Origin of the sequence: Exiguobacterium sp. s189, from assembly GCF_018617615.1 — a bacterium.
Classification (GTDB): Bacteria; Bacillota; Bacilli; order Exiguobacteriales; family Exiguobacteriaceae; genus Exiguobacterium; species Exiguobacterium aestuarii_A.
On record NZ_JACSKM010000010.1, the window covers coordinates 62,988 to 82,908 of the forward strand.

The 19,921-nt window shown below is 49.0% G+C and carries 20 protein-coding genes; 15 read left to right on the forward strand and 5 right to left on the reverse strand.

What is annotated here, in order from left to right; translation table 11 throughout:
• The first annotated feature begins 115 nt into the window (after nucleotides 1–115).
• The 3 genes from KNO99_RS12325 to parC all read left to right on the forward strand — a co-directional run bounded on the left by KNO99_RS12325 (nucleotide 116) and on the right by parC (nucleotide 5,022).
• Entirely contained in the window at nucleotides 116–520 is a 405-nt protein-coding gene (locus tag KNO99_RS12325; RefSeq protein WP_074034448.1) for a CoA-binding protein, read from the forward strand.
• A gap of 126 nt (nucleotides 521–646) precedes the next feature.
• Nucleotides 647–2,614, forward strand: coding sequence for a DNA topoisomerase IV subunit B (gene parE, locus KNO99_RS12330; RefSeq protein ID WP_214749189.1), 1,968 nt, complete (start codon nucleotides 647–649; stop codon nucleotides 2,612–2,614).
• Between the two features lie 2 nt (nucleotides 2,615–2,616).
• A complete protein-coding gene (gene parC / locus KNO99_RS12335; RefSeq protein ID WP_214749055.1) occupies nucleotides 2,617–5,022 on the forward strand; it encodes a DNA topoisomerase IV subunit A in 2,406 nt (801 codons plus the stop codon).
• 32 nt (nucleotides 5,023–5,054) lie between these two features.
• Here the strand turns inward: parC and KNO99_RS12340 are convergent, their stop codons facing one another.
• Nucleotides 5,055–5,561: a DinB family protein gene (locus KNO99_RS12340; protein ID WP_214749058.1), complete on the reverse strand. Its 507-nt coding sequence runs from the start codon at nucleotides 5,559–5,561 to the stop codon at nucleotides 5,055–5,057.
• Between the two features lie 129 nt (nucleotides 5,562–5,690).
• On the opposite strand from KNO99_RS12340, the gene KNO99_RS12345 reads away from it, so the two are divergent.
• From KNO99_RS12345 to KNO99_RS12355, 3 genes are read left to right on the forward strand one after another with little or no spacing between them, the layout of a single operon-like run.
• A complete protein-coding gene (locus tag KNO99_RS12345; RefSeq protein WP_214749061.1) occupies nucleotides 5,691–6,308 on the forward strand; it encodes an NUDIX hydrolase in 618 nt (205 codons plus the stop codon).
• A gap of 12 nt (nucleotides 6,309–6,320) precedes the next feature.
• Complete coding sequence (locus KNO99_RS12350) at nucleotides 6,321–7,034, forward strand: MBL fold metallo-hydrolase (protein ID WP_214749064.1); 714 nt, start codon at nucleotides 6,321–6,323, stop codon at nucleotides 7,032–7,034.
• Nucleotides 7,035–7,050: 16 nt separating this feature from the next.
• A complete protein-coding gene (locus tag KNO99_RS12355) occupies nucleotides 7,051–7,503 on the forward strand; it encodes a GNAT family N-acetyltransferase (protein WP_214692424.1) in 453 nt (150 codons plus the stop codon).
• A 110-nt stretch (nucleotides 7,504–7,613) separates the two neighbouring features.
• Here KNO99_RS12355 and KNO99_RS12360 read toward each other — a convergent pair whose 3' ends face one another.
• Nucleotides 7,614–8,168, reverse strand: a complete 555-nt coding sequence (locus KNO99_RS12360) for a GNAT family N-acetyltransferase (protein ID WP_214749067.1) — start codon at nucleotides 8,166–8,168, stop codon at nucleotides 7,614–7,616.
• Nucleotides 8,169–8,428: 260 nt separating this feature from the next.
• On the opposite strand from KNO99_RS12360, the gene KNO99_RS12365 reads away from it, so the two are divergent.
• The 5 genes from KNO99_RS12365 to KNO99_RS12385 all read left to right on the forward strand — a co-directional run bounded on the left by KNO99_RS12365 (nucleotide 8,429) and on the right by KNO99_RS12385 (nucleotide 13,028).
• Nucleotides 8,429–9,277 carry a transporter substrate-binding domain-containing protein gene (locus KNO99_RS12365; RefSeq protein ID WP_214749070.1) on the forward strand — a complete coding sequence of 283 codons (849 nt, stop codon included), beginning with the start codon at nucleotides 8,429–8,431 and terminating at the stop codon, nucleotides 9,275–9,277.
• Between the two features lie 9 nt (nucleotides 9,278–9,286).
• Nucleotides 9,287–9,985, forward strand: a complete 699-nt coding sequence (locus KNO99_RS12370; RefSeq protein ID WP_214749073.1) for an amino acid ABC transporter permease — start codon at nucleotides 9,287–9,289, stop codon at nucleotides 9,983–9,985.
• Nucleotides 9,986–10,115: 130 nt separating this feature from the next.
• Entirely contained in the window at nucleotides 10,116–11,024 is a 909-nt protein-coding gene (locus KNO99_RS12375) for an AAA family ATPase (RefSeq protein WP_214749076.1), read from the forward strand.
• Between the two features lies 1 nt (nucleotide 11,025).
• Nucleotides 11,026–12,054 carry a DUF58 domain-containing protein gene (locus tag KNO99_RS12380; RefSeq protein ID WP_074034458.1) on the forward strand — a complete coding sequence of 343 codons (1,029 nt, stop codon included), beginning with the start codon at nucleotides 11,026–11,028 and terminating at the stop codon, nucleotides 12,052–12,054.
• A complete protein-coding gene (locus KNO99_RS12385; protein ID WP_214749079.1) occupies nucleotides 12,051–13,028 on the forward strand; it encodes a hypothetical protein in 978 nt (325 codons plus the stop codon). The genes KNO99_RS12380 and KNO99_RS12385 overlap by 4 nt, the downstream gene beginning before the upstream one ends.
• A gap of 41 nt (nucleotides 13,029–13,069) precedes the next feature.
• On the opposite strand, the gene cls is transcribed toward KNO99_RS12385, so the two are convergent.
• Entirely contained in the window at nucleotides 13,070–14,536 is a 1,467-nt protein-coding gene (cls, locus tag KNO99_RS12390) for a cardiolipin synthase (protein ID WP_214749081.1), read from the reverse strand.
• 109 nt (nucleotides 14,537–14,645) lie between these two features.
• Between cls and KNO99_RS12395 the strand changes: the two genes are divergently transcribed.
• Entirely contained in the window at nucleotides 14,646–15,866 is a 1,221-nt protein-coding gene (locus KNO99_RS12395; RefSeq protein ID WP_214749083.1) for a cation:proton antiporter, read from the forward strand.
• A gap of 47 nt (nucleotides 15,867–15,913) precedes the next feature.
• Here the strand turns inward: KNO99_RS12395 and KNO99_RS12400 are convergent, their stop codons facing one another.
• Nucleotides 15,914–16,696: a LysM peptidoglycan-binding and 3D domain-containing protein gene (locus KNO99_RS12400; protein WP_214749086.1), complete on the reverse strand. Its 783-nt coding sequence runs from the start codon at nucleotides 16,694–16,696 to the stop codon at nucleotides 15,914–15,916.
• A gap of 208 nt (nucleotides 16,697–16,904) precedes the next feature.
• Between KNO99_RS12400 and KNO99_RS12405 the strand changes: the two genes are divergently transcribed.
• The gene (locus tag KNO99_RS12405; protein ID WP_214749089.1) at nucleotides 16,905–17,165 is read left to right on the forward strand and encodes a DUF1294 domain-containing protein; all 261 of its coding nucleotides are present in this window, start codon (nucleotides 16,905–16,907) and stop codon (nucleotides 17,163–17,165) included.
• 150 nt (nucleotides 17,166–17,315) lie between these two features.
• Nucleotides 17,316–18,110 (forward strand): AraC family transcriptional regulator, encoded by a 795-nt coding sequence (locus KNO99_RS12410; protein WP_214749092.1) that lies wholly within the window; start codon nucleotides 17,316–17,318, stop codon nucleotides 18,108–18,110.
• A gap of 16 nt (nucleotides 18,111–18,126) precedes the next feature.
• On the opposite strand, the gene KNO99_RS12415 is transcribed toward KNO99_RS12410, so the two are convergent.
• Complete coding sequence (locus KNO99_RS12415) at nucleotides 18,127–18,885, reverse strand: glucose 1-dehydrogenase (RefSeq protein WP_214749095.1); 759 nt, start codon at nucleotides 18,883–18,885, stop codon at nucleotides 18,127–18,129.
• Nucleotides 18,886–19,065: 180 nt separating this feature from the next.
• Here KNO99_RS12415 and KNO99_RS12420 point away from each other — a divergent pair, with 180 nt between their 5' ends.
• Nucleotides 19,066–19,917 carry an alpha/beta fold hydrolase gene (locus tag KNO99_RS12420; protein WP_214749098.1) on the forward strand — a complete coding sequence of 284 codons (852 nt, stop codon included), beginning with the start codon at nucleotides 19,066–19,068 and terminating at the stop codon, nucleotides 19,915–19,917.
• The last annotated feature ends 4 nt before the right edge of the window (nucleotides 19,918–19,921 follow it).

A 19,921-nucleotide genomic window follows, 5' to 3' on the forward strand; every position in this document is an offset into this window, starting at 1 on the left:
TTGATTTGTCTTGAAATTGTAATGTTGAACCATTATACCTTATGATGAAAATAGGACTTGAAACGGCAAGTCAGGTAACGTTACACTGTAAACGTAAACCAAAGGGGGATTTTGGATGGATGATCAGCGTTTGAAGCAACTTTTGTCTGAAGCGAAGACCATCGCGGTCGTCGGCGTGTCCGACAACCCGAACAAGACGGCCAACCAGATTGCGGAGTATTTACTACGTGTCGGGTATACCGTCATCCCTGTCAACCCGATGCTCGAGGAGTGGAACGGCCGTAAGGCATATCCGTCCGTCGAGAGCATCCCGGGTAGAATCGATATCGTCGACGTGTTCCGTCGCAGCGAGTTTTTAGCAGGTGTCGCGGAAGATGCGGTACGACATGGGGATGTCGGGCTCGTCTTCAACCAGCTCGGTCTCTCAAGTCCAGAGGCGGAGCAAATCGCACGCGATGCCGGGCTCGATTACATCGAGAACCGCTGCCTGTACGTGGAGCATGCTCGTCTACTCGGATAAGACCTACCTCCTTGGTAGGTCTCCTTTTTTTCAGCAACGGCTGACAAGGGAGGCTTGCCAGAATCGATGAACAGCTATACAATAGGAAAGAAAAACGAACGTGTGTTCGAAATTGAGGTGACTGCTATGTCAACAGATCTATTTAATTACAATGAAGACGCCATCCAGGTGCTCGAAGGACTCACGGCCGTACGAAAACGACCGGGGATGTACATCGGGTCAACCGACCATCGCGGGCTTCACCATCTCGTGTATGAGATCGTCGACAATGCGATCGATGAGGCGCTCGCCGGGTTCGGTGGTCAAATCGATGTGACGATTCATAAGGACGATGCGATCACGGTTCGTGACCACGGACGTGGGATGCCGACAGGGATGCACGCCTCTGGAAAACCGACACCTGAAGTCATTTTTACCGTTCTCCATGCTGGCGGGAAGTTCGGGCAAGGCGGTTATAAGACGTCGGGCGGTCTCCATGGTGTTGGTGCCTCGGTCGTCAACGCACTCTCGAACAAGGTCGTCGTGACAATTTATCGCGACGGGAAAGTGTTCGAGCAGACATTTGCGGACGGCGGCGTGCCGCAGACGACGCTCCTAGAGACGGGCAAGACGCGCCAGACCGGGACGAGCGTCTATTTTAAACCGGATGCAACCATCTTCTCGACGACAACGTATAACTATGACACGCTCGCCGAACGCCTTCGTGAATCGGCTTTCCTATTAAAAGGATTGACGATTACGCTGACGGACGAGCGTACCGATAAACAAGAGACGTTCCATTACGAGGATGGGATCGCTGAATTCGTTCAATATTTAAATGACGATAAGGCGACGCTTCACCCGATCGTCTACTTCGAAGGGACAGAGAACGAGATTGAGATCGAGCTCGCATTCCAGTTCACAGACGCCTATTCTGAGAACGTCCTTTCTTTCGTCAACAACGTCCGTACGCGTGACGGTGGGACGCATGAGGTCGGCGCCAAGACGGCGATGACCCGGATCATGAATGAATATGCACGGAAGAACGGATTGCTCAAAGAGAAGGACAAAAATCTAGACGGTGGCGACGTCCGTGAGGGACTCACGCTCATCGTCTCGGTCCGAATCCCTGAAGAATTCCTCCAGTTCGAGGGCCAAACGAAGTCGAAACTCGGCTCTCCAGAGGCGCGCGCGAGTGCGGATAGCGTCATGGCGAAGCAACTGACGATCTTCCTAGAAGAGAACCCACAGATGGCCACGATGCTCATCAAAAAGGCGATTCGCGCGGCTCAGGCGCGTGAGGCGGCACGAAAAGCACGTGAAGAGGCACGGAACGGTAAGAAGAAGAAACGTTCGAGTATCTTGAACGGGAAATTGACGCCGGCGACATCGAAGAATGCCGCGAAGAACGAACTATTCCTCGTCGAGGGTGACTCGGCCGGCGGTTCCGCCAAACAAGGGCGTGACCGGACGTTCCAAGCCATCCTTCCGTTACGCGGGAAAGTCATCAACTCCGAGAAGTCAAAACTCCAGGACATCATGAAGAATGAAGAAATCAATACGATCATTCATGCAATCGGTGCCGGAATCGGTCATGATTTCGATTTGGATGACTGTAACTTCGACAAGATCATCATCATGACGGATGCCGATACAGATGGTGCGCATATCCAAGTGCTCCTTCTCACGTTCTTCTTCCGTTATATGCGACCGCTCGTTGAGGCGGGCCGTGTGTTCGTCGCCTTGCCACCGCTCTATCGCATCTCAAAAGGGAAAGGCAAGTCCGAGCAGTTCGACTACGCATGGGACGAAGAGGCGCTCGAGAAGTTGGTCAAAGTGTATAAGAAAGGCTATATCCTCCAGCGCTATAAAGGTCTTGGTGAGATGAACGCGGACCAGTTATGGGAGACGACGATGAATCCGGATACCCGTACGCTCATCCGTGTCACGGTGGACGACGCGGCTGTCGCGGACAAGCGTGTCTCGGTCTTGATGGGCGATAACGTCACGCATCGCCGTGAGTGGATCGAGGAGAACGTTGCCTTCGGACTTCAGGAAGATGATTCGATCATCGCCAATGAACATGTGACTAAAGCGATTGAGGAAGTGATGTAACGATGTCGACGATTCAACACATTTTAAACTTATCTCTCGAACAGGTCGTCGGTGACCGGTTCGGGCGTTATTCAAAATATATCATTCAAGACCGTGCCTTGCCGGACGCACGTGACGGGCTCAAGCCCGTACAACGTCGTATCCTTTATGCGATGCACCATGAGGGGAATACGAACGACAAGCCTTACCGAAAGTCTGCAAAGACGGTCGGGAACGTCATCGGGAACTATCACCCGCACGGTGACTCGTCCGTCTATGAGGCGATGGTACGTCTCTCTCAGGACTGGAAACTACGCTATCCGCTCATCGACATGCATGGGAACAACGGGTCGATGGACGGTGACCCGGCAGCGGCCATGCGTTATACAGAAGCCCGTCTCTCGAAGATTGCTGGGGTCATGCTGACGTCGATTGCGAAGAATACGGTCGACTATACGCCAAACTTTGATGATTCGACGGAAGAGCCGCTCGTCTTGCCGTCACTCCTCCCGAACTTGCTCATGAACGGGACGACAGGGATCTCAGCGGGTTATGCGACAGAAATCCCGCCGCATAACTTGACGGAAGTGCTCAACCTCGCCATCGCACGCCTGAAAGGTCAGGTCGATACGGCGAAAGACGCCATCGAGTATGTCACAGGACCTGACTTTCCTACCGGAGGGACGGTCATGGGGAAAGAAGGCATCCTAAAGGCGTTTGAAACCGGCAAGGGTAAGGTCATCATCCGCGCGAAATCAGAGATTGAGCAGCTAAAAGGTGGCCGTGAACAGATCACGATCACCGAAATCCCTTATGAAGTGAACAAGGCGAACCTCGTCAAAAAAATGGAAGAGCTCCGTCTCGACAAAAAAGTCGAAGGTGTCGCGGAAGTCCGTGATGAGACGGACCGGACCGGCCTTCGTGTCGTCATCGAATTGAAGAAAGAGGCAGACGCGGAAGGTGTCCTTCACTTCTTCTTGAAGCATACGGACCTGCAGCTCGCCTATAACTATAATATGGTCTCTATCGTGAACCGGACACCGAAACAGATGGGCATCATCCCGATCATTGACGCCTATTTGAAGCACGTCGAAGAAGTGGTGACACGTCGCACGACGTTTGAACTCGAACAGGCGAAAAAACGCGCTGAAATCGTCGATGCCTTAGAACAAGCCATCTCGGTCCTCGATGAGACGCTCGAATTGATCCGTTCCGCGAAAGATAAAGCGGACGCGAAGAAGAAACTGATGGAGCGGTTCTCGTTCACAGAACGCCAGGCCGAAGCGGTCGTCATGCTCCAATTGTATCGACTCACGAACACGGACATCGTCGAATTGCAAAAAGAAGCGAAGGCGCTCCAAAAAGAGATTGCCCGCCTCTCGAACATCCTTGACGTGGATGCGACGAAACGGAAGTTGATCGTGAAAGAACTCACGGCGCTACGTGATGAGTTCGGGGATGACCGTCGTTCGGTCATCGAGTCGGAAGTCGAAGAATTGAAGCTGAAGACGGAAGTCATGATTGCCGTCGAAGAGACGATGGTCTTCGTCAGTCGTGATGGATACGTCAAACGGGCCTCGATGCGCTCATACGGCGCCTCAAGTGACGTCTTACCGGAGATGAAGGATAAAGACCGTCCTCTCCTTACGACACAAGCGATGACGACAGACCACTTGCTCGTCTGGACGAACAAAGGGAGCTACCTCCTCATCCCAATCCATCAGATCCCTGAATCGAAGTGGAAGGATGCCGGTCAGCACGTCGCCAACCTCGTCCCGATTGAAGGGGAACAGGTCATCTCGGCAGACGTCGTCTCGACGTTCGAGACAGATGCCCATTGCCTCTTCGTGACAAAAGACGGAATGGTCAAACGAACGCCGTTACGAGACTATGACGCGCAGCGGAAGTCGAAACCGCTCATGGCCTTGAAGCTAAAAGGTGACGATGAGGTCGTCTTCGCAGGGATCAGTGACGGTCCTGGACAGTTGTTCCTCGTCTCCGAGCGTGGATACGGGCTCTGGTTCAAAGAAGATGACGTCCCGGTCGTCGGACAGCGGGCAGCCGGTGTGAAAGCGATGAACTTGAAAGACGGTGACGTCGTCGCCGATGCCTTCTCGTTCTTTACGCCACCGTTATTCGTCCTCGTGACGCAGCGAGGAGCGGTCAAGAAGATGAAACTTGAAGACCAGTTCGATTGCACGAACCGCAACCTTCGCGGAACGATGCTCATTCGTGAGGTCAAATCAAAACCGCACCAAATCCGTCGTGTGCTCCCCGTACATGGGGATGAGACATTGCATATCGTCGGAAAAGAGAAAGCAAAACAAGTGAAGACAAAAACTCTCACGCTACTTGATCGCTATGCCAACGGATCGTTCGTCTTCGACGAAGATTCATTCGGTGAGATCGAGGACGTATATCTCGATTAAAGAAAAGACCTGTCGATCGGCATAATCGCCGCTCACAGGTCTTTTTGTGTTAGCCATCCTTCTAGTTCTTGTTGCTGTCGACGGTGATGCCGTGTATGCATCTCGACAAGCTCGAACCACTCTCTCGCATTTAACCAGCCGAACCCACCGTGAAAGGTCTTCCGATCGTCTGTGGCGTCCCCTAGACGGGCTTCTAAAGCATCCATCCTTGAAATCAAGGCGGTCATCCGCCCGAGTAACTGCTCATTCGTATCGGTGTTGTTCGGAGGTTGGTTCATCTCGGGAGGGAGCTCGATTTTGATTGGAGGAAATCCACCTTCTCGGAACAACTTCTCCCCAAATGGTGTCTTCTCTCCACCGAGTTGACCGTCTTCTTGAAGACAATGGTCGACTTCATCTAAATACTCATTCGCGACCAACATGATATGATCGTACATCTGACCAATTGACCAAATCGTAGGGGAGCATTTATACCGTAAGTCAGGTTCTGAATAATGTAACAAAGTTTTTTTGAAATGAGTCAATTCATAAGGATTCATGCTGCACCTCTCCTCTGTTTACTTTTAGTATACGTGACTTGTCCGAGTCTTCGGGGAATATAAATCTAAAAAGGAGAACGCGACGATTTGCCGAAAGAAACATGTAGGACAAATGATAGGGGGATCTATATGTCTCAATGGCTGACGTGGGCGAAACGGATTCAGGCGCTGTCTCAGGCCGGTCTGACGTTCACACGTGATCAATATGACCGAGAACGATATGAAGAGCTCCAAGAAATCGCAAAAGAGATGTATGAACGACATTCAGACTTATCGAACGAGGCCATCTCACAATTGGCCCATGTGCAAGGGTATCCCACACCGAAGCTCGATGTACGAGGCGTTGTCTTCAAGGGGGACCGATTGTTACTCGTCAAGGAGCGGTCGGACGGGTTATGGACACTACCAGGCGGTTTTTGTGAGGTGAACCGTTCTCCTGCTGCGAATATCATCAAAGAAGTCGAAGAAGAGGCCGGCTTGGATGTCATTCCGGTGCGGTTACTCGCCTTATTTGACATGCACGAACATCCACACCCGCCACTTTCTGAGCACTATTACAAACTCTTCATCGAGTGTGCATTGATTGGTGACGGGGAAGGTGCTGCCGGCGTAGAGACGACGGATGTCGGATTTTTTGAACGCGACCATTTACCAGAGCTCTCCCTTGCCCGAAACACGCTCGAACAGATTCATATGTGCTTCGACGCGCACTGGCAAGAAGATGACTGGACCACCTTATTCGATTAGGAGGATTTTTTGATGAAAGTGAGACGATACGGACATATCCACCAACTAACCTTTTACGCTCCCGTTCTTCCGATCAACGTCCAGCTGATCGAACATGAACTCGGGCTCGTCTTGATCGACACGGCGCTAAAACGGAATGCGTCAGACATCCTGGCGTATATTGAAGAACTGGATAAACCGCTTCTTGCCATTTTATTGACGCATGCCCACGGAGACCATGTCGGTGGGGTAGACGCAATCAAAGCTGCACATCCACTCGCAGAACTGTTCATTTCCCGGCGTGATGCCCGCTTACTATCTGGAGACCGTTCATTAGATGAGGAAGAAGAGCACAAGATACGGGGTTCCTTGCCGACAATCCGTTCTACACCAGATACGTTGTTAGATCCCGGGGAGCGGCTATTCGGTCTACGTGTTCTTGCAGCAAGCGGTCATACACCAGGATCAATTGCATTTTACGATGAAACGAATCGGGTGTTATTCGCCGGAGACGCTTTTCAGTCGCAAGGAGGGGCCGCAGTGGCGGGGGACGTCCGTCCGTTGTTCCCGCTGCCTGGTCTTGCGACATGGAACCGATTCGTTGCTGTAGGGAGTGCGGAGCGGCTGGTCGATTTGTCACCACTCCTGACGTTTGTCGGGCATGGTCCGCCACTCAAAGGGACACACCGTCTCTATTTGGCATTGAAGCGGGCGAAACGTAAACAGGCAAGAAAGTTTACTCGATAAATGGAGGGATGAGACGATGCAACTTAAAGAAATCCCGATCCATCAATTCGAACAGGCACAGCAGATGCTTGAGATTCAGCGGAATGCATATGCTGTTGAAGCGGAATTACTCGGATTTGACGAGATTCCGGCACGATATGAGACGATTGACGTCATTCAAAACTTGCCAGGTACGAGCTATGGATTGTATGTCGAGGAGCGGTTGATTGGATTTGTTACCATTGAAGCATCTGAAAACACAGTGGAGATCACAAAGCTTTGTATTGATCCGACGTATTTCCGGGCGAGACTGGCGACGACGCTACTTGAGCACGTCTTGAGTATTCATAAAGGACAGCTCGTATACGTGCATACGGGCAAACATAACGGGCCCGCCAAGCGTCTATATACGAAACTTGGGTTTGTGCGAAGTGCTGAATTTGAACCAGAACCAGGTGTCACTTTAATTCGATATACACACTCTTCTTAAATTTCTATCTCATCTCACTATCATAAGTATACTAAGATAATGAGATGAGACTTTATTTTTACTGATAATATATGTTATGTAAACTAATAAAAAAAGAGAATGAAAATACTCTATTTATAATGGCCCCCTTCTTCGAAAATCTTGTACCAATACAATGTCAAATCAATCTGTGGATTCGCGTGTTGTTTCATTGTATCGACTCCTCCGAGCTGAAATCCCTCTTTTCTATAAAAGCGACATGCAATCAAGTTATCGTTCTGTGCCTCAAGAGATAATCCGATCAGTTCTTTCTCTTTGGCCCAACGTTCGGCTTTTTCAAGCAACATTCTTCCGATTCCTTGCTTACGGTACGTCATTTTGACCGCAATGTTTTCGATATATGCAAACTGATTCCAATCCTTCACGAGCCGAATTTGCCCGACACATTGATCATTGTCCATCGCTAAATATACGACGCAATTGTCTCGTTCCATGTAATGTAGCCAATCAATCTGATCATCTGGGAATGATGTTTCCTTTCTGTTATCATAAAGTTCTTCTACATATGTCCATTCTCCGTTCATATAACTTGGGATGATTCGACCGATGATTGGAAATGGGTCATTTGTATCATTCATTAGATTGATGAGCGACGCTTCTAGTTCTTTTAGTTGAATACGACTCATCCGCTCCACCTCTTTTCACTTTAGAGTAATCTCTATTTATTCATTTCAACCATTACTTTTTTTATGCAAAATAAGAATCTGTTTCATTGATTATAGTTGTCTGTATTAATGGAATGAATTTTGCTTTCAAAGGAATGTTAGCGCTTTATGAATAAACGTTTCAAATGTAATTCGAGTCTGTTTAATACGTGCTTCACAGTTGCTAGACCGGTGAACTCATGCTATTTTTAGACAGATGAAGCATCTAAGGAGGAATTCTTGTGAAACGAACAACAAAAGGTTTGGCAGCAACATTGTTTTTAGCAATCCCACTTGCCGCTTGTGGTGATGATAGCACGAATCAAGCAGATACGACACGTTGGGAAGAAATTCAAGAAGAAGGAACGTTGACAGTCGGAACGGCTGGTACGCTCTACCCCGCTTCTTTCCGTGAAGAAGAGAGTGATACGTTGACAGGTTTTGACGTGGAGCTCATGAAAGAGATCGCGAAGCGCCTCGAACTTGAAGTCGAGTTCAAAGAAATGGCGTTTGACAACATGTTGACTAGTGTTCAAAACGGACAGATTGACGTTGCAGCAAACGATATCTCGGTGACAGAAGACCGTAAAGAGAAATTTGCTTTCTCAAAACCGTATAAGTACACATATGGAACTGCCATCGTTCGCAAGAGCGACCTTTCAGGCATTGAATCGCTTGAAGACTTGAAAGGCAAAAAAGCCGCTGGTGAAGCGACGACCGTCTTCATGGATGTGGCACGTCAATACGGAGCTGAAGAAGTCATCTATGACAACGCGACGAACGACCAGTACTTGCGTGACGTCTCGACAGGACGTACCGATGTCATCTTGAACGATTACTATCTTCAAACGCTTGCGCTCGCCTTCTTCCCAGAGTTTGATATCACGATTCACCCTGATATCGCTTATAACCCGCAAGAAGTCGCATTCTTGATGGATAACGAAAACGACGAGCTTCAAGAAAATATCGACCGTGTATTAGAAGAGATGCTCGAGGACGGTACAGCCAAAGAGTTGTCAGAGCAATTTTACAACGGGGCGGACGTCTCGGTTGAACCTGATGTGGACGCGACAATCGTCGAGACGAAGTAAGGACATGATATGACGTTCTCAGACATCAAATGGGACGCCATCTTTGACGTAGACCTAGCCATCGAGTCGTTCCCTTATCTGTTAGGTGGATTACCGAACACGCTTTGGATTTCCTTTACGAGCATGTTTTTTGGTCTTGTGCTTGGTCTGATATTGGCGCTTGGGAAGTTGTCTCCGACGCGACTCCTCCGCTATCCATCGACATTTTATATCTCATTCATGCGTGGTGTGCCCATTCTGATCATCTTGTTCATCCTCTATTCGGGATTCCCGTTCATCGGTATCGAGTTTGCCGCATTGACGGCAGCCATTCTCGGGTTTAGTTTGAACTCTGCCGCCTATATCGCCGAGATTATCCGCTCGTCGATTCGTTCGGTTGATGACGGACAGGTGGAAGCGGCCCGTTCGCTCGGGATGGGGAAATGGTTGACGCTCAAAGGTGTCGTCCTGCCGCAGGCGACACGGATCGCCCTCCCCCCGCTCTCGAACGTCTTTCTCGATTTGATTAAAGCGAGTTCTCTTGCTGCGATGATCACTGTCCCAGAGATTTTCAATAAGGCGAAAATCGTCGGAGGTCGTGAGTTTGATTATATGACGGTCTATATCGTCGTGGCTTTGATTTACTGGGCGATCTGTACGTTCATGTCGTTCTTCCAAGAATGGCTCGAACGTCATTTCGAACGATATTTAGATTCTCCAAAACGATGACTGACTGGCGCATGCCAGTTGGTCTTTTTTATCTTCGTCAGAATGTAAGCAATCATGATTTTCCGCACATCTCAATCGCTGATTATGCTATGATTTTCTTAATTATCAGAAAAATATAGGGGGATTTTGAATGGTGCATCCATGGATTTCACACTTAAATGATCAAGTCATCGGGCAATCAAAAGCAATCAAGCTTGCCTCGATCGCATTATTATCAGGAGGACACGTGTTACTGGAAGACCGTCCAGGAACAGGGAAAACGACTCTCGCCCGAAGTCTCGCGAGTTCTGTATCGGCAACGTTTCAGCGTGTCCAATGTACGCCGGATACATTACCAAGTGACATTTTAGGAATGGAATTGTTCAATCCGACGACGGGAACGTTTGAACGTCGGACGGGACCTATTTTTACGTCAATCTTACTCGTCGATGAAATCAACCGGACGACACCGCGTACGCAATCGGCCTTACTTGAGGCGATGCAAGAACGTCAAGTGACGCTCGGGGAAGTGTCACTTCAGTTACCGGAACCGTTCTTTATGATTGCTACACAAAACCCGTTCGACGGGCAAGGGACATTTCCGCTTCCGCAAGCACAATTGGATCGATTCCTGTTCAAATTGACACTTGCTCCCCTGTCACGAGATTCAGAGCGTCGTTTGATTCGAAATGAGCATCTGTCGACAGAGCCATTCTCGCTTCAACGTGACGAGCTGTTGAAGATGCAACAAGAAGTACGCGACGTGAAGTTCCATGAGGCGATGGAGGACTATCTCCTCGATTTGATGGAGTCACTCCGTCACCACCGGGATATCGAGGTGGGTCCGAGTCCGCGAGCGACCCTTGCCTATACGATGGCGGCTCGGGCACATGCCTATATGGAAGGACGAGACTTCGTTTCGCCAGAAGACATCCGAGCGCTCGCTCTCCCAATCCTAGGACACCGAATCGTCTTGACGGTCGAAGCTTCATTGAAAACGAAACCGACGAAGCTCATCAAATCAGTACTCGAGACCATCCCGGTTCCATCAGAGGTGTAAGATGCAGTTAGTCAGCCCACGCTATCTCGAGTCCGGATACATGTGGCTCTTGTTTGTCGTCGGGGTCTTCACAGCGCTATACGGGAATGTCTTGATTGCGAGCCTATTGATCGGCTTCAGTCTCTATGCCTTGGTCATGCCAGCTTTCATGTTTCGGTTAGCGGAGCATGTACATGTCGACCTCACTGAGGAGTTAAAACTGTTCCCGAACGACGACGCCGTCTACGTGTTAAAACTCATATCCACTGCAAAAGTACCACTCGGAGTCGTACGTCTATCCGGGTATTTACATCCGACCGTCGAGTCGGAAGGTCACGCGTTTTGGCGCCAAGAGAACTTTGTCGAGACGAATGCAACCGTCGACTTTACCATCCCGCTCCATGCCAAGAAGCGCGGCCCCATCCGTCTTGAGGCAATCGGGATGGAAATTCGTGACCCGCTTCGTATGTTCTCTCTATACAAGGAAGACACCCTTCCCCGAATCGGTTATGTGTTCCCAGAGTTTTCGCCGTACCCGATCCCGAAACGGCCACCTACCCTCCCTGGAGAAGAGATGGTCCGACATAGCGCCTATCGTGACCCGGAGACGTTCCAGTCGGTCACGCCTTATCACGGGCAACCGATGCGACAGTTGTATTGGTCCGCCTATGCGAAGACAGGGGAACTGCTTGCCCGTACAGAGCAACCGGTCCAAGCGAATGAGTATGTGATCGTCCTCGATTTGTTGACGAAAGACGGACGAGCCCTCACCTATCAGATGGAGCGACTCATCTCACAAGCGGCAGCCCTATGTCGCGATTTTGAGAAAGAGAACGCGAGTTACGGTCTCATCGTCCCGACGCTTACGAAAGATGGGATCACATACGACCTACCGCCTGGAAGCGGCGAGGTGCATTTCCGTAAGATCATGACGACATTCGCCTGTCTGTCGGAGAGCGATTTTCCATTGGCACGCTCCTTGTTCGAACGAAAAGTCGCCAAGTATAGCGGGAACCAATCGATTTTACGGTTAGGGGGTGACGGTCAATGAGATGGTTATGGTGGGTCTTCGCGGCATTTTATATCGGTCACGTGTTTCCGCTCCTCTTTTTATTGACGCTACGCCTCCCTCGGAACACACAGCTCATCGTGCAGACGGTCCTTTCGATCGGTGCCCTGTACTTCTCTTATGAGATGAGCATCTTGCTTTTGGTCTTCACGTACGTGCATGCATTTATCCGAACGTTGGATTGGACGGACCGTTACGCGATGGCGAGTGTCCTGTTCTTAGTGGCCGACTGGTTATTCCCACCGGCGACCCAGCCGCTCGCGATGGTGCTCTTTCCGTTCATCTTTTTGATTTGGCAGCGGAACCTTTACTATCGTCGTGACTATAAGCGCATGGTGACGATGCTTGCTCTCGGGCTAGGAATCGGGTTAGCCGTCTCCCTCATCATCCGTACGATCAAAGAGCTGTTGTTTGGGAATGTCATCGCCTGGATCAGTCCTTTCTTCTTATGGATTGGCAGCTGGTTCGACGGCATCACACTCGATCCGAATGACCGTGTGAACCGCTTCCTCGTGCCAGATAACCCAAACATCGATGCGGAGACAGTGTCACAGGAGACATTACTCCAGTCCGCTTCGAACGAGTCGCTCTTTTTCATCGGTATCTTTGTTCTCACGCTATTGATTGGTGTCGGTTTGTTCTTCTATTTACAGAAGCGAAAAGACATCCAGGAAGACGGGATGATTCCAAAGAGTATTCATCACCCGACGCTCTCAGATAAACGAATCGTTCGTTCCCCAAGACAGATTCAGCTTCTCGAAACGGGACGGAAACTCGAACAAGTGCAACCACGTCTGCGCGAAGAGACGGTATCTGACTGGCTACAACGAATTGAGTTCACGAACCACACCTTATATGCTGAATGGTTAGAGGCAGCGGAATATGGAGACAAGGAAGCCCCGAAAGACGTCAATGAGTCATTCGAGCGTCTTGTAGCACAATTGAAGAAACGTTAAAAAACATCCGGTGAGGAATTTCCTCTACCGGATGTTTCGCGTTATAGGATCGGGCTGAGCAGGCGTGACACGCTCTCTTTAAATCGAATCCAACGGGTCCTCGACTCGTATCGCTCAATCGTCAACCGTTCGGCACGGGATTCGTCCCGTTCGAATGCATCGATGACCGATTGTGCGACATCTCGGTCGAAGACGAGTGCTGAGATTTCAAAGTTGAGACGGAAGCTTCGCGCATCGATATTCGTGGTCCCGATGGAAGCGACCTCTCCGTCAATTACGAGCGTCTTCGCATGGAGGAACCCTTCCTCGTATGTGAAGACCTCGGCCCCGTAGCGTACGAGTTCCGCCGCATTCGCATAAGTCGCCCAGTAGACAAACATATGGTCCGGCTTATTTGGAATCATCAGCTTGATTTTCGTACCTGCCATGAGAGCAATCCGACAGGCATCAAGAAAGCTCGCATCCGGAATGAAGTATGGTGTCTGAATATAGATACAATCTTTTGACTGTGTGATCATTTTGACGAGCATGTTCTTCAGGTGCTCCGTCGAGGAATTCGGTCCTGAGGTCACGATTTGAACCGGTGAAGCATGATGTGAGATTCCCTCGGTCGGCCAGACAAATTCGTCTTTCCGTGCTTTCGTTTTCGTCGGGACCGAGCGATTCCAGTCTAAGATGAACCGTTCTAATAATTCTTTCACGGCGTCGCCGGAGATTCGTAAGTGAACGTCACGCCAATAGCCGAAGTGCTCATCTTTTCCAAGGTATTCATCCCCGACGTTAAAACCGCCGATATAACCGAGTTCACCGTCGATGATACAGAGTTTTCGGTGATTTCGATTGTTGACTCGGAAATTGATGCCGAGTTTGGACGGGAAGAACGATTTGACTTCTCCTCCGTGAGCGAGTAAATCCTTAAAGTGTTTATGTCTTAATCCTCTCGATCCGACAGCATCATAAAGGAGACGGATGCGTACCCCTTGTTTCGCCTTCTCCGTTAACAGACGAATGAGAGACTGACCGAGCGGGTCGTTTTGGATGATGTAATATTGAATGTTCACTTCTTTCGTCGCGCGCTCGATGTCTTGAAACATCTGGTCGAACTTTTCCGTTCCGTCGTGCAGGACGGTGATATCGTTGTGGAATGACATCAGCGCATTCGTCGACACGAGATTCAGACGTGCCAGCCGACGATATTTTAAAAGAAGCGGATGATTGAACGGGGCGAGCGAACGGTCGAGTTGATCGAGTTGTTCTTCGACATGGTGGTGATACGCTTCGCGTTTCTCTTCTTCCACCTCATAAAAGTTTTGAGACTTGATCAGTCGGCCGAAGAAGATGTACACGAAAAAGCCAATGAGTGGTAAGAAGAAGAGAACGAGCAGCCATGCCCACGTCGTACCGATGTCCCGCCTCTCAAAAAAAATGATGGTGACGGCGAACGTGAGGTTAAGCAATAAGATGAGCCATGTCAGTATGACGATGATGAGTCCGATTGTTACTTCCATCGTATCCCTCCCTTTCCTTCAATTCTTACCCGAAATCGGGCATTCTTAGCAGATGTTTTTCATGATATGGGTATACATATATGAGGAAGCGATGAAATGGAGGGTGTTTATGGAAGACATGATGATCGGATTCAGCTTACTTGTCCTCATCGGCGCACTTTCGCAGTTGATTGCATGGCGTTTTGACTTCCCAGCCATCTTGATCATGACGGTTGCAGGTATCCTGGTCGGTCCGATTTTCGGATGGTTAGAGCCAGACTTGATATTGGGTAATTTATATAGCCCGCTCATCTCGATCGCCGTGGCGCTCATCTTATTTGAAGGCAGTCTCAGTCTCGAGTTTAAAGAGATTGATGATTTAAGAAAGCCAATTTTTCGTCTCGTTACCGTCGGTGTCTTCATTTCGTTTATCCTGACCTCTAGCTTATTGATTTGGATTGGAGATTTTCATTGGTTGCCGGCTTTCACACTGGGGGCCATCTTCGTGGTGACAGGACCAACTGTCATCATTCCGTTATTACGTCAAGCAAACTTATCCGTTCGACCTTCGAAAGTGTTGAAGTGGGAAGGGATTATCGTCGATCCACTCGGTGCATTGATGGGTCTCTTCGTCGTACGGATCGGCTTTATTTTGTATCAAAATGACGGACTTGCGAGCCATCTACCTTTCTTTTGGTCCTGTATCGTCGCCGTCGCTTTTGGGATTGCCGTCGGACATTTACTCATCCGCTTGTTCGGAAATGAGAAAGTCCCAGAATATTTACGGACGACGCTGACGTTCTCCGGAGTCCTTCTCGTCTACTCCATCAGTGAATGGGTCATGCATGAAGTCGGACTGTTGGCCGTGACGGCGATGGGGTTGACGATGGCGAACTCAAAACATGGGCATCTCCACATTTTGAAACAGCTCCGCGAATTCAAAGAGAACATCTCCATCTTGCTCGTTTCCACTGTGTTTATCATTCTGACCGCCAGTTTGACCCGCGACAGTTTACTTGCCATCTTCGACTGGCCGCTCCTCTTGTCGATACTAGGAATTTTATTCATTGTCCGCCCCGTCTCGGTGCAAACCTCCTTACTCGGCTCCCTTTTGACGACGAAGGAGCGGGCGCTCATCAGTTGGATTGCCCCACGTGGGATCGTCGCCATGACGGTGACAGCATTTTTTGCACAAGAGATTGCGGAACTGGGGATTGAAGACGCAGAACGGATGCTACCGACCACGCTCGGTCTCGTCGTCATCTCGGTCGCCCTGCATGGATTGACGATTAAGCCGCTCGCTAAACGATTAGGTTTGACGAAAGTGAAGAATCCTTGGGAGAAAGGATAAACACAAAAAAGACACCGCCCGATGGCAGTGTCTTTGATGAGCTTGAATTAGTTCAAGACTTTGATTGTGATTGACTTGCGACCGAAGTTGAGCGCTTGCTCTTGTGTCGGCATCAAGATATCAATTTTGTTACCTTTGATGGCACCACCAGTGTCTCCTGCGATTGCTTCTCCGTATCCTTCAACCCATACTTTAGAGCCGAGCGGAATGACAGAAGGGTCGACCGCGATGACTTTTTGGTTAGGGTTCGAACGAACGTCGATACCTGTCGCTGTGATACCAGAACATCCAGCACAATATGGTGTATAAGCTGTTGCTTCAACAGTCATTGTCTTACCTGAAGCCGGAGCTTGGGTTTGCGTTGTAGACGATGCTGTTTTTGTAACAGGTGTTGATGTTGAAGTCTTCGGTGCTGATGTTTTCGCATCATTCGCTACCGATGCAGCTGCTGCACCTTTCACGGCGAACTCTTGTCCTGGGAAAATAAGATCTGAATCAAGACCGTTCCAAGTCATCAATTGGTTAACAGAGATCCCGTGGTTCAATGCGATACGATAAAGTGTATCACCTGATTTAACTGTATACGTTTTAGATGCAGTAGAAGCTTTCGCTTCTGCCTTTCCAAGTTTCAAGACTTGGTTCGGGTAAATCATATTTGAGTTTAAGCCATTCGCTTGTTTAATGTCGTTTACAGAGACGTTGTTGTTCACGGCGATACGATAGAGTGTATCTCCAGACTGAACTGTGTGTGTTGATGCTGCCGAAGCTGGAGCAGCGACTCCTAAACTAAGGCCAGCGAGTGCCGTTAGTGTCAATAGTGGTTTTTTCATAAGAATATTCCTCCCTTTTCTAACGCCCCCTTACTGTAACACCTCTATATTTCATAGCGATTACAGGACGATATGAGAGTCATATCAGTTCATTTACAGAACAATTCACGGGGATGAGAGGATTCAGAAAATTGTTTTAATCTATAAAAACGGCTTTGTAGAGCCATTTTAGGATATAATCAAGAGAGAAATAAGGAGGTTTTGGTCTTTGGAACTATTACTGCTATATTACATTGTGACTAATTTACTAGCGTTTGTGTCATTTTTTGTCGATAAACGACGGTCTCGCGTCGGGGCTTGGCGCATTTCGGAGCGCACGTTATTGACGATGGCATGGATTGGTGGGGCATTCGGTGCTTATTTGGCAATGCGCATCTTCCGACATAAGACATTGAAGCCTAAATTCCGGATTGGGGTACCTGTTGCGATTCTCGTCCATGCGGCTTTTACAGGGTGGCTCATCTTTTAAGCATTATATAGAAGAAACACAATCATGATTAAGATTACGGGGATGAGAAAAATGTTGAAATCGTCCCTGTTTTTGGAGAAATCAAAGTATTTGACCCGTTAAAAAAGAAACGAAATATCGGAAAATTACCGAATCGAGGAGATTGTCACTTTGGAAAGCACGCTACTGACGAATCAAGGGGCTTCCACATTTACCATCACGAATCAGTTCACGGTATTATTGATCGAATCAGGGATTGTGGATATTCGGGTGAACGGAGAGGATATAAAACTTGTTTCAAAAGAAAGCGTCCTGTTGGCGTCTGGACAAAGTTATGTCGTACAACGAACGGAAGAGACTTCGCAGATCGTCAAACTTGAATTTGATCCATATGAGTTGTTCCACCCTATATTGTCCGAAGAATATGTAACGCCATATCTTGCGGGCGATAAAGCCATACATATCTTAAAGCGAGAACGAACACACCGCTCCATCGTTCAAACGATTATACAAGTCGTTAACCATTTGCATGTAGATGGACCGCTTAAACGAATGGATGCGACACTGCAATGTGCGGTGATCTGGCGTTATTGGATTCAGCAAGATAACCAAGGAATGAATAACGAGAAAAAACTGGAGAGTCTTCGAAACATGCTGGCATATATTCAGTTGCAGCTTGAAGATAAACTATCGTTAGCTCAAATCGCGACGGCGGGTGATGTAAGTCGCAGTGAATGTTGTCGGCTGTTTACAACGTTCGGGAACACCTCCCCGCTTGCGTATGTCCAAGTTAAACGAATGGACCGGGCCGCAATCCTATTAAAGGATTCGACTGAATCGGTTGCTGATATCGCCAATCGCCTGAGTTACTCCAGTGTCAGTCACTTCGTCCAGACATTTAAAGCACATCATTCGATCACCCCGCTCGCCTATCGAAAAAAATACCAAACGAAAAGAGCCGAATGATTTCGGCTCTTTTCGTTTATCTTGCCGTCCAACCACCATCCGCTTTCAGTACATCGCCATTTACAAAACTTGAATCGTCCGATGCTAAAAAGAGCGCGACATTCGCGATTTGTTCGGGCTCACCCATCGGTGCTTCCCCTGCACCTTGGATGGCACGCATCCCGAGTTCGCTCGGAGCGGTGATCGTCGAACCGATATTCGTGTTGACACCACCCGGCGCGATGGCATTAGCGCGAATCTTACCGAGTGTCCCATGGGTCGCTGCGATATTTTTCGTCAACCCGATCAAGGCATGTTTCGATGCCACATATGCTGCGCCTCCGCGAGTGCCGAACAATCCTCCAACAGATGCGTTGTTGATGATGACCCCCCCACTATCTTGTTTCTCCATCACTTGAATGGCGGCACGGGCTAATTTCATCGGTCCGGTCAAATTGACAGCAAGGACTCGGTCCCATAGTTCATCCGTCACTTCCCCGACCGTCATAAAGTTGTCCATGATGCCCGCATTATTGACGAGAATGTCGACCGACCCAAACGTTTCTTTTGCCGTATCGACGAGACGGTCGATATCTGACTGATTCGTGACGTTACCAGCAATACCGACGACATCCCCGCCTCCCGTCTTCATCTCTTCGACCACTGCCTGCACAGAATCTTCATTCATGTCGAATGCGACGACCCGCGCGCCTTCCTTTGCGAAGAGTTTAGCGATGGACCGCCCCATACCAGAGCCGGCCCCGGTGACGATTGCTGTTTTCCCCGAAAGTTTCATCCATCATTCCTCCTTAAACTTAAGAGCGTATATGATGCGTAATGATAGAAAGCTACCTATCACTAAGTTATACCCTCATTTGTTCACGAACACCGTGAGAAAGATGGCGAAATTTCTTCAATTGATTTCCAATCATCTTTATACTTGAATGGAATCCATTCTATATAGAGGAGAGATGACGTGAGACAATTTAAGGCAACCATCCACGGTCAAGGTGACCCTATCCTATTCCTTCCTGGTGGCGGATTCACCGGGTCTCAAGGACAACAGTTTGTCGAAACCTTACATAAACAATTTGAAATCCATCTGTTAGACTTACCTGGTTTTGGCGAGAGTGAAGGACTACATACATATGCGACCTCCAAAGTGCTCGCGGATTGGGTCGAGTCGTATCGAACATCACGACACCTGGAGTCCATTCGGTTGATCGGACATTCGATGGGGGGTGCTATCGCGCTTGCTTACGCGGTTCATTACCCAGACCAGGTCAGACGGTTGATTCTCCTCGATCAAGGTCATAAACCGAATGCCATGATTCCTTTTCGTGAATATGGCATATTCGGATTCGCTTTCCCCTTGTTGCGACTGCTCTATCACAGTTCCCCGAAGCGCCTCTTGAACTCGATTGAAGCTCGCATGAATAAAAGTGATTCCGTATTTTCTGAGGAACGGTTCCAATTGTTCTGTCGACGGATCGGGGTAGAATCAACATCGATGATTCGAACGGCTTTCGAACAGCCCGCTCGTCTGTCGACCGGTGGCCTACATTTATTGTTCGGATACGACGGACTGAACTTTAAGAAGTTGTTACGACGAATCAGAGTGCCGACGCAACTCTATTATGCGGACTTCACAGGTATTGATTTGAAGGAGGCGAAACGGACGCTCCGGCATATCAAACGAGCGGAACGGGAGCTTCATCCCTCTGTGCAATTGATTGCCGTCCCAGGTGGGCACTTCGTCCATTGGAGTCGTCATTTCTCGATGGAACACGTTGAACGGTTCTTACGTATAGAAGAAGGCAACGGATAATTCT

Excerpts from the sequence above, each read along its gene's own strand:
- KNO99_RS12395 (WP_214749083.1), top strand. The coding sequence starts at position 14,646 with ATGGAAGACATGATGATCGGATTCAGCTTACTTGTCCTCATCGGCGCA.
- KNO99_RS12400 (WP_214749086.1), bottom strand. The coding sequence starts at position 16,696 with ATGAAAAAACCACTATTGACACTAACGGCACTCGCTGGCCTTAGTTTA.
- KNO99_RS12340 (WP_214749058.1), bottom strand. The coding sequence starts at position 5,561 with ATGAATCCTTATGAATTGACTCATTTCAAAAAAACTTTGTTACATTAT.
- KNO99_RS12345 (WP_214749061.1), top strand. The coding sequence starts at position 5,691 with ATGTCTCAATGGCTGACGTGGGCGAAACGGATTCAGGCGCTGTCTCAG.
- KNO99_RS12355 (WP_214692424.1), top strand. The coding sequence starts at position 7,051 with ATGCAACTTAAAGAAATCCCGATCCATCAATTCGAACAGGCACAGCAG.
- KNO99_RS12325 (WP_074034448.1), top strand. The coding sequence starts at position 116 with ATGGATGATCAGCGTTTGAAGCAACTTTTGTCTGAAGCGAAGACCATC.
- cls (WP_214749081.1), bottom strand. The coding sequence starts at position 14,536 with ATGGAAGTAACAATCGGACTCATCATCGTCATACTGACATGGCTCATC.
- KNO99_RS12380 (WP_074034458.1), top strand. The coding sequence starts at position 11,026 with ATGCAGTTAGTCAGCCCACGCTATCTCGAGTCCGGATACATGTGGCTC.
- KNO99_RS12385 (WP_214749079.1), top strand. The coding sequence starts at position 12,051 with ATGAGATGGTTATGGTGGGTCTTCGCGGCATTTTATATCGGTCACGTG.
- KNO99_RS12375 (WP_214749076.1), top strand. The coding sequence starts at position 10,116 with ATGGTGCATCCATGGATTTCACACTTAAATGATCAAGTCATCGGGCAA.
- KNO99_RS12360 (WP_214749067.1), bottom strand. The coding sequence starts at position 8,168 with ATGAGTCGTATTCAACTAAAAGAACTAGAAGCGTCGCTCATCAATCTA.
- KNO99_RS12370 (WP_214749073.1), top strand. The coding sequence starts at position 9,287 with ATGACGTTCTCAGACATCAAATGGGACGCCATCTTTGACGTAGACCTA.
- KNO99_RS12415 (WP_214749095.1), bottom strand. The coding sequence starts at position 18,885 with ATGAAACTTTCGGGGAAAACAGCAATCGTCACCGGGGCCGGCTCTGGT.
- KNO99_RS12350 (WP_214749064.1), top strand. The coding sequence starts at position 6,321 with ATGAAAGTGAGACGATACGGACATATCCACCAACTAACCTTTTACGCT.
- parC (WP_214749055.1), top strand. The coding sequence starts at position 2,617 with ATGTCGACGATTCAACACATTTTAAACTTATCTCTCGAACAGGTCGTC.
- parE (WP_214749189.1), top strand. The coding sequence starts at position 647 with ATGTCAACAGATCTATTTAATTACAATGAAGACGCCATCCAGGTGCTC.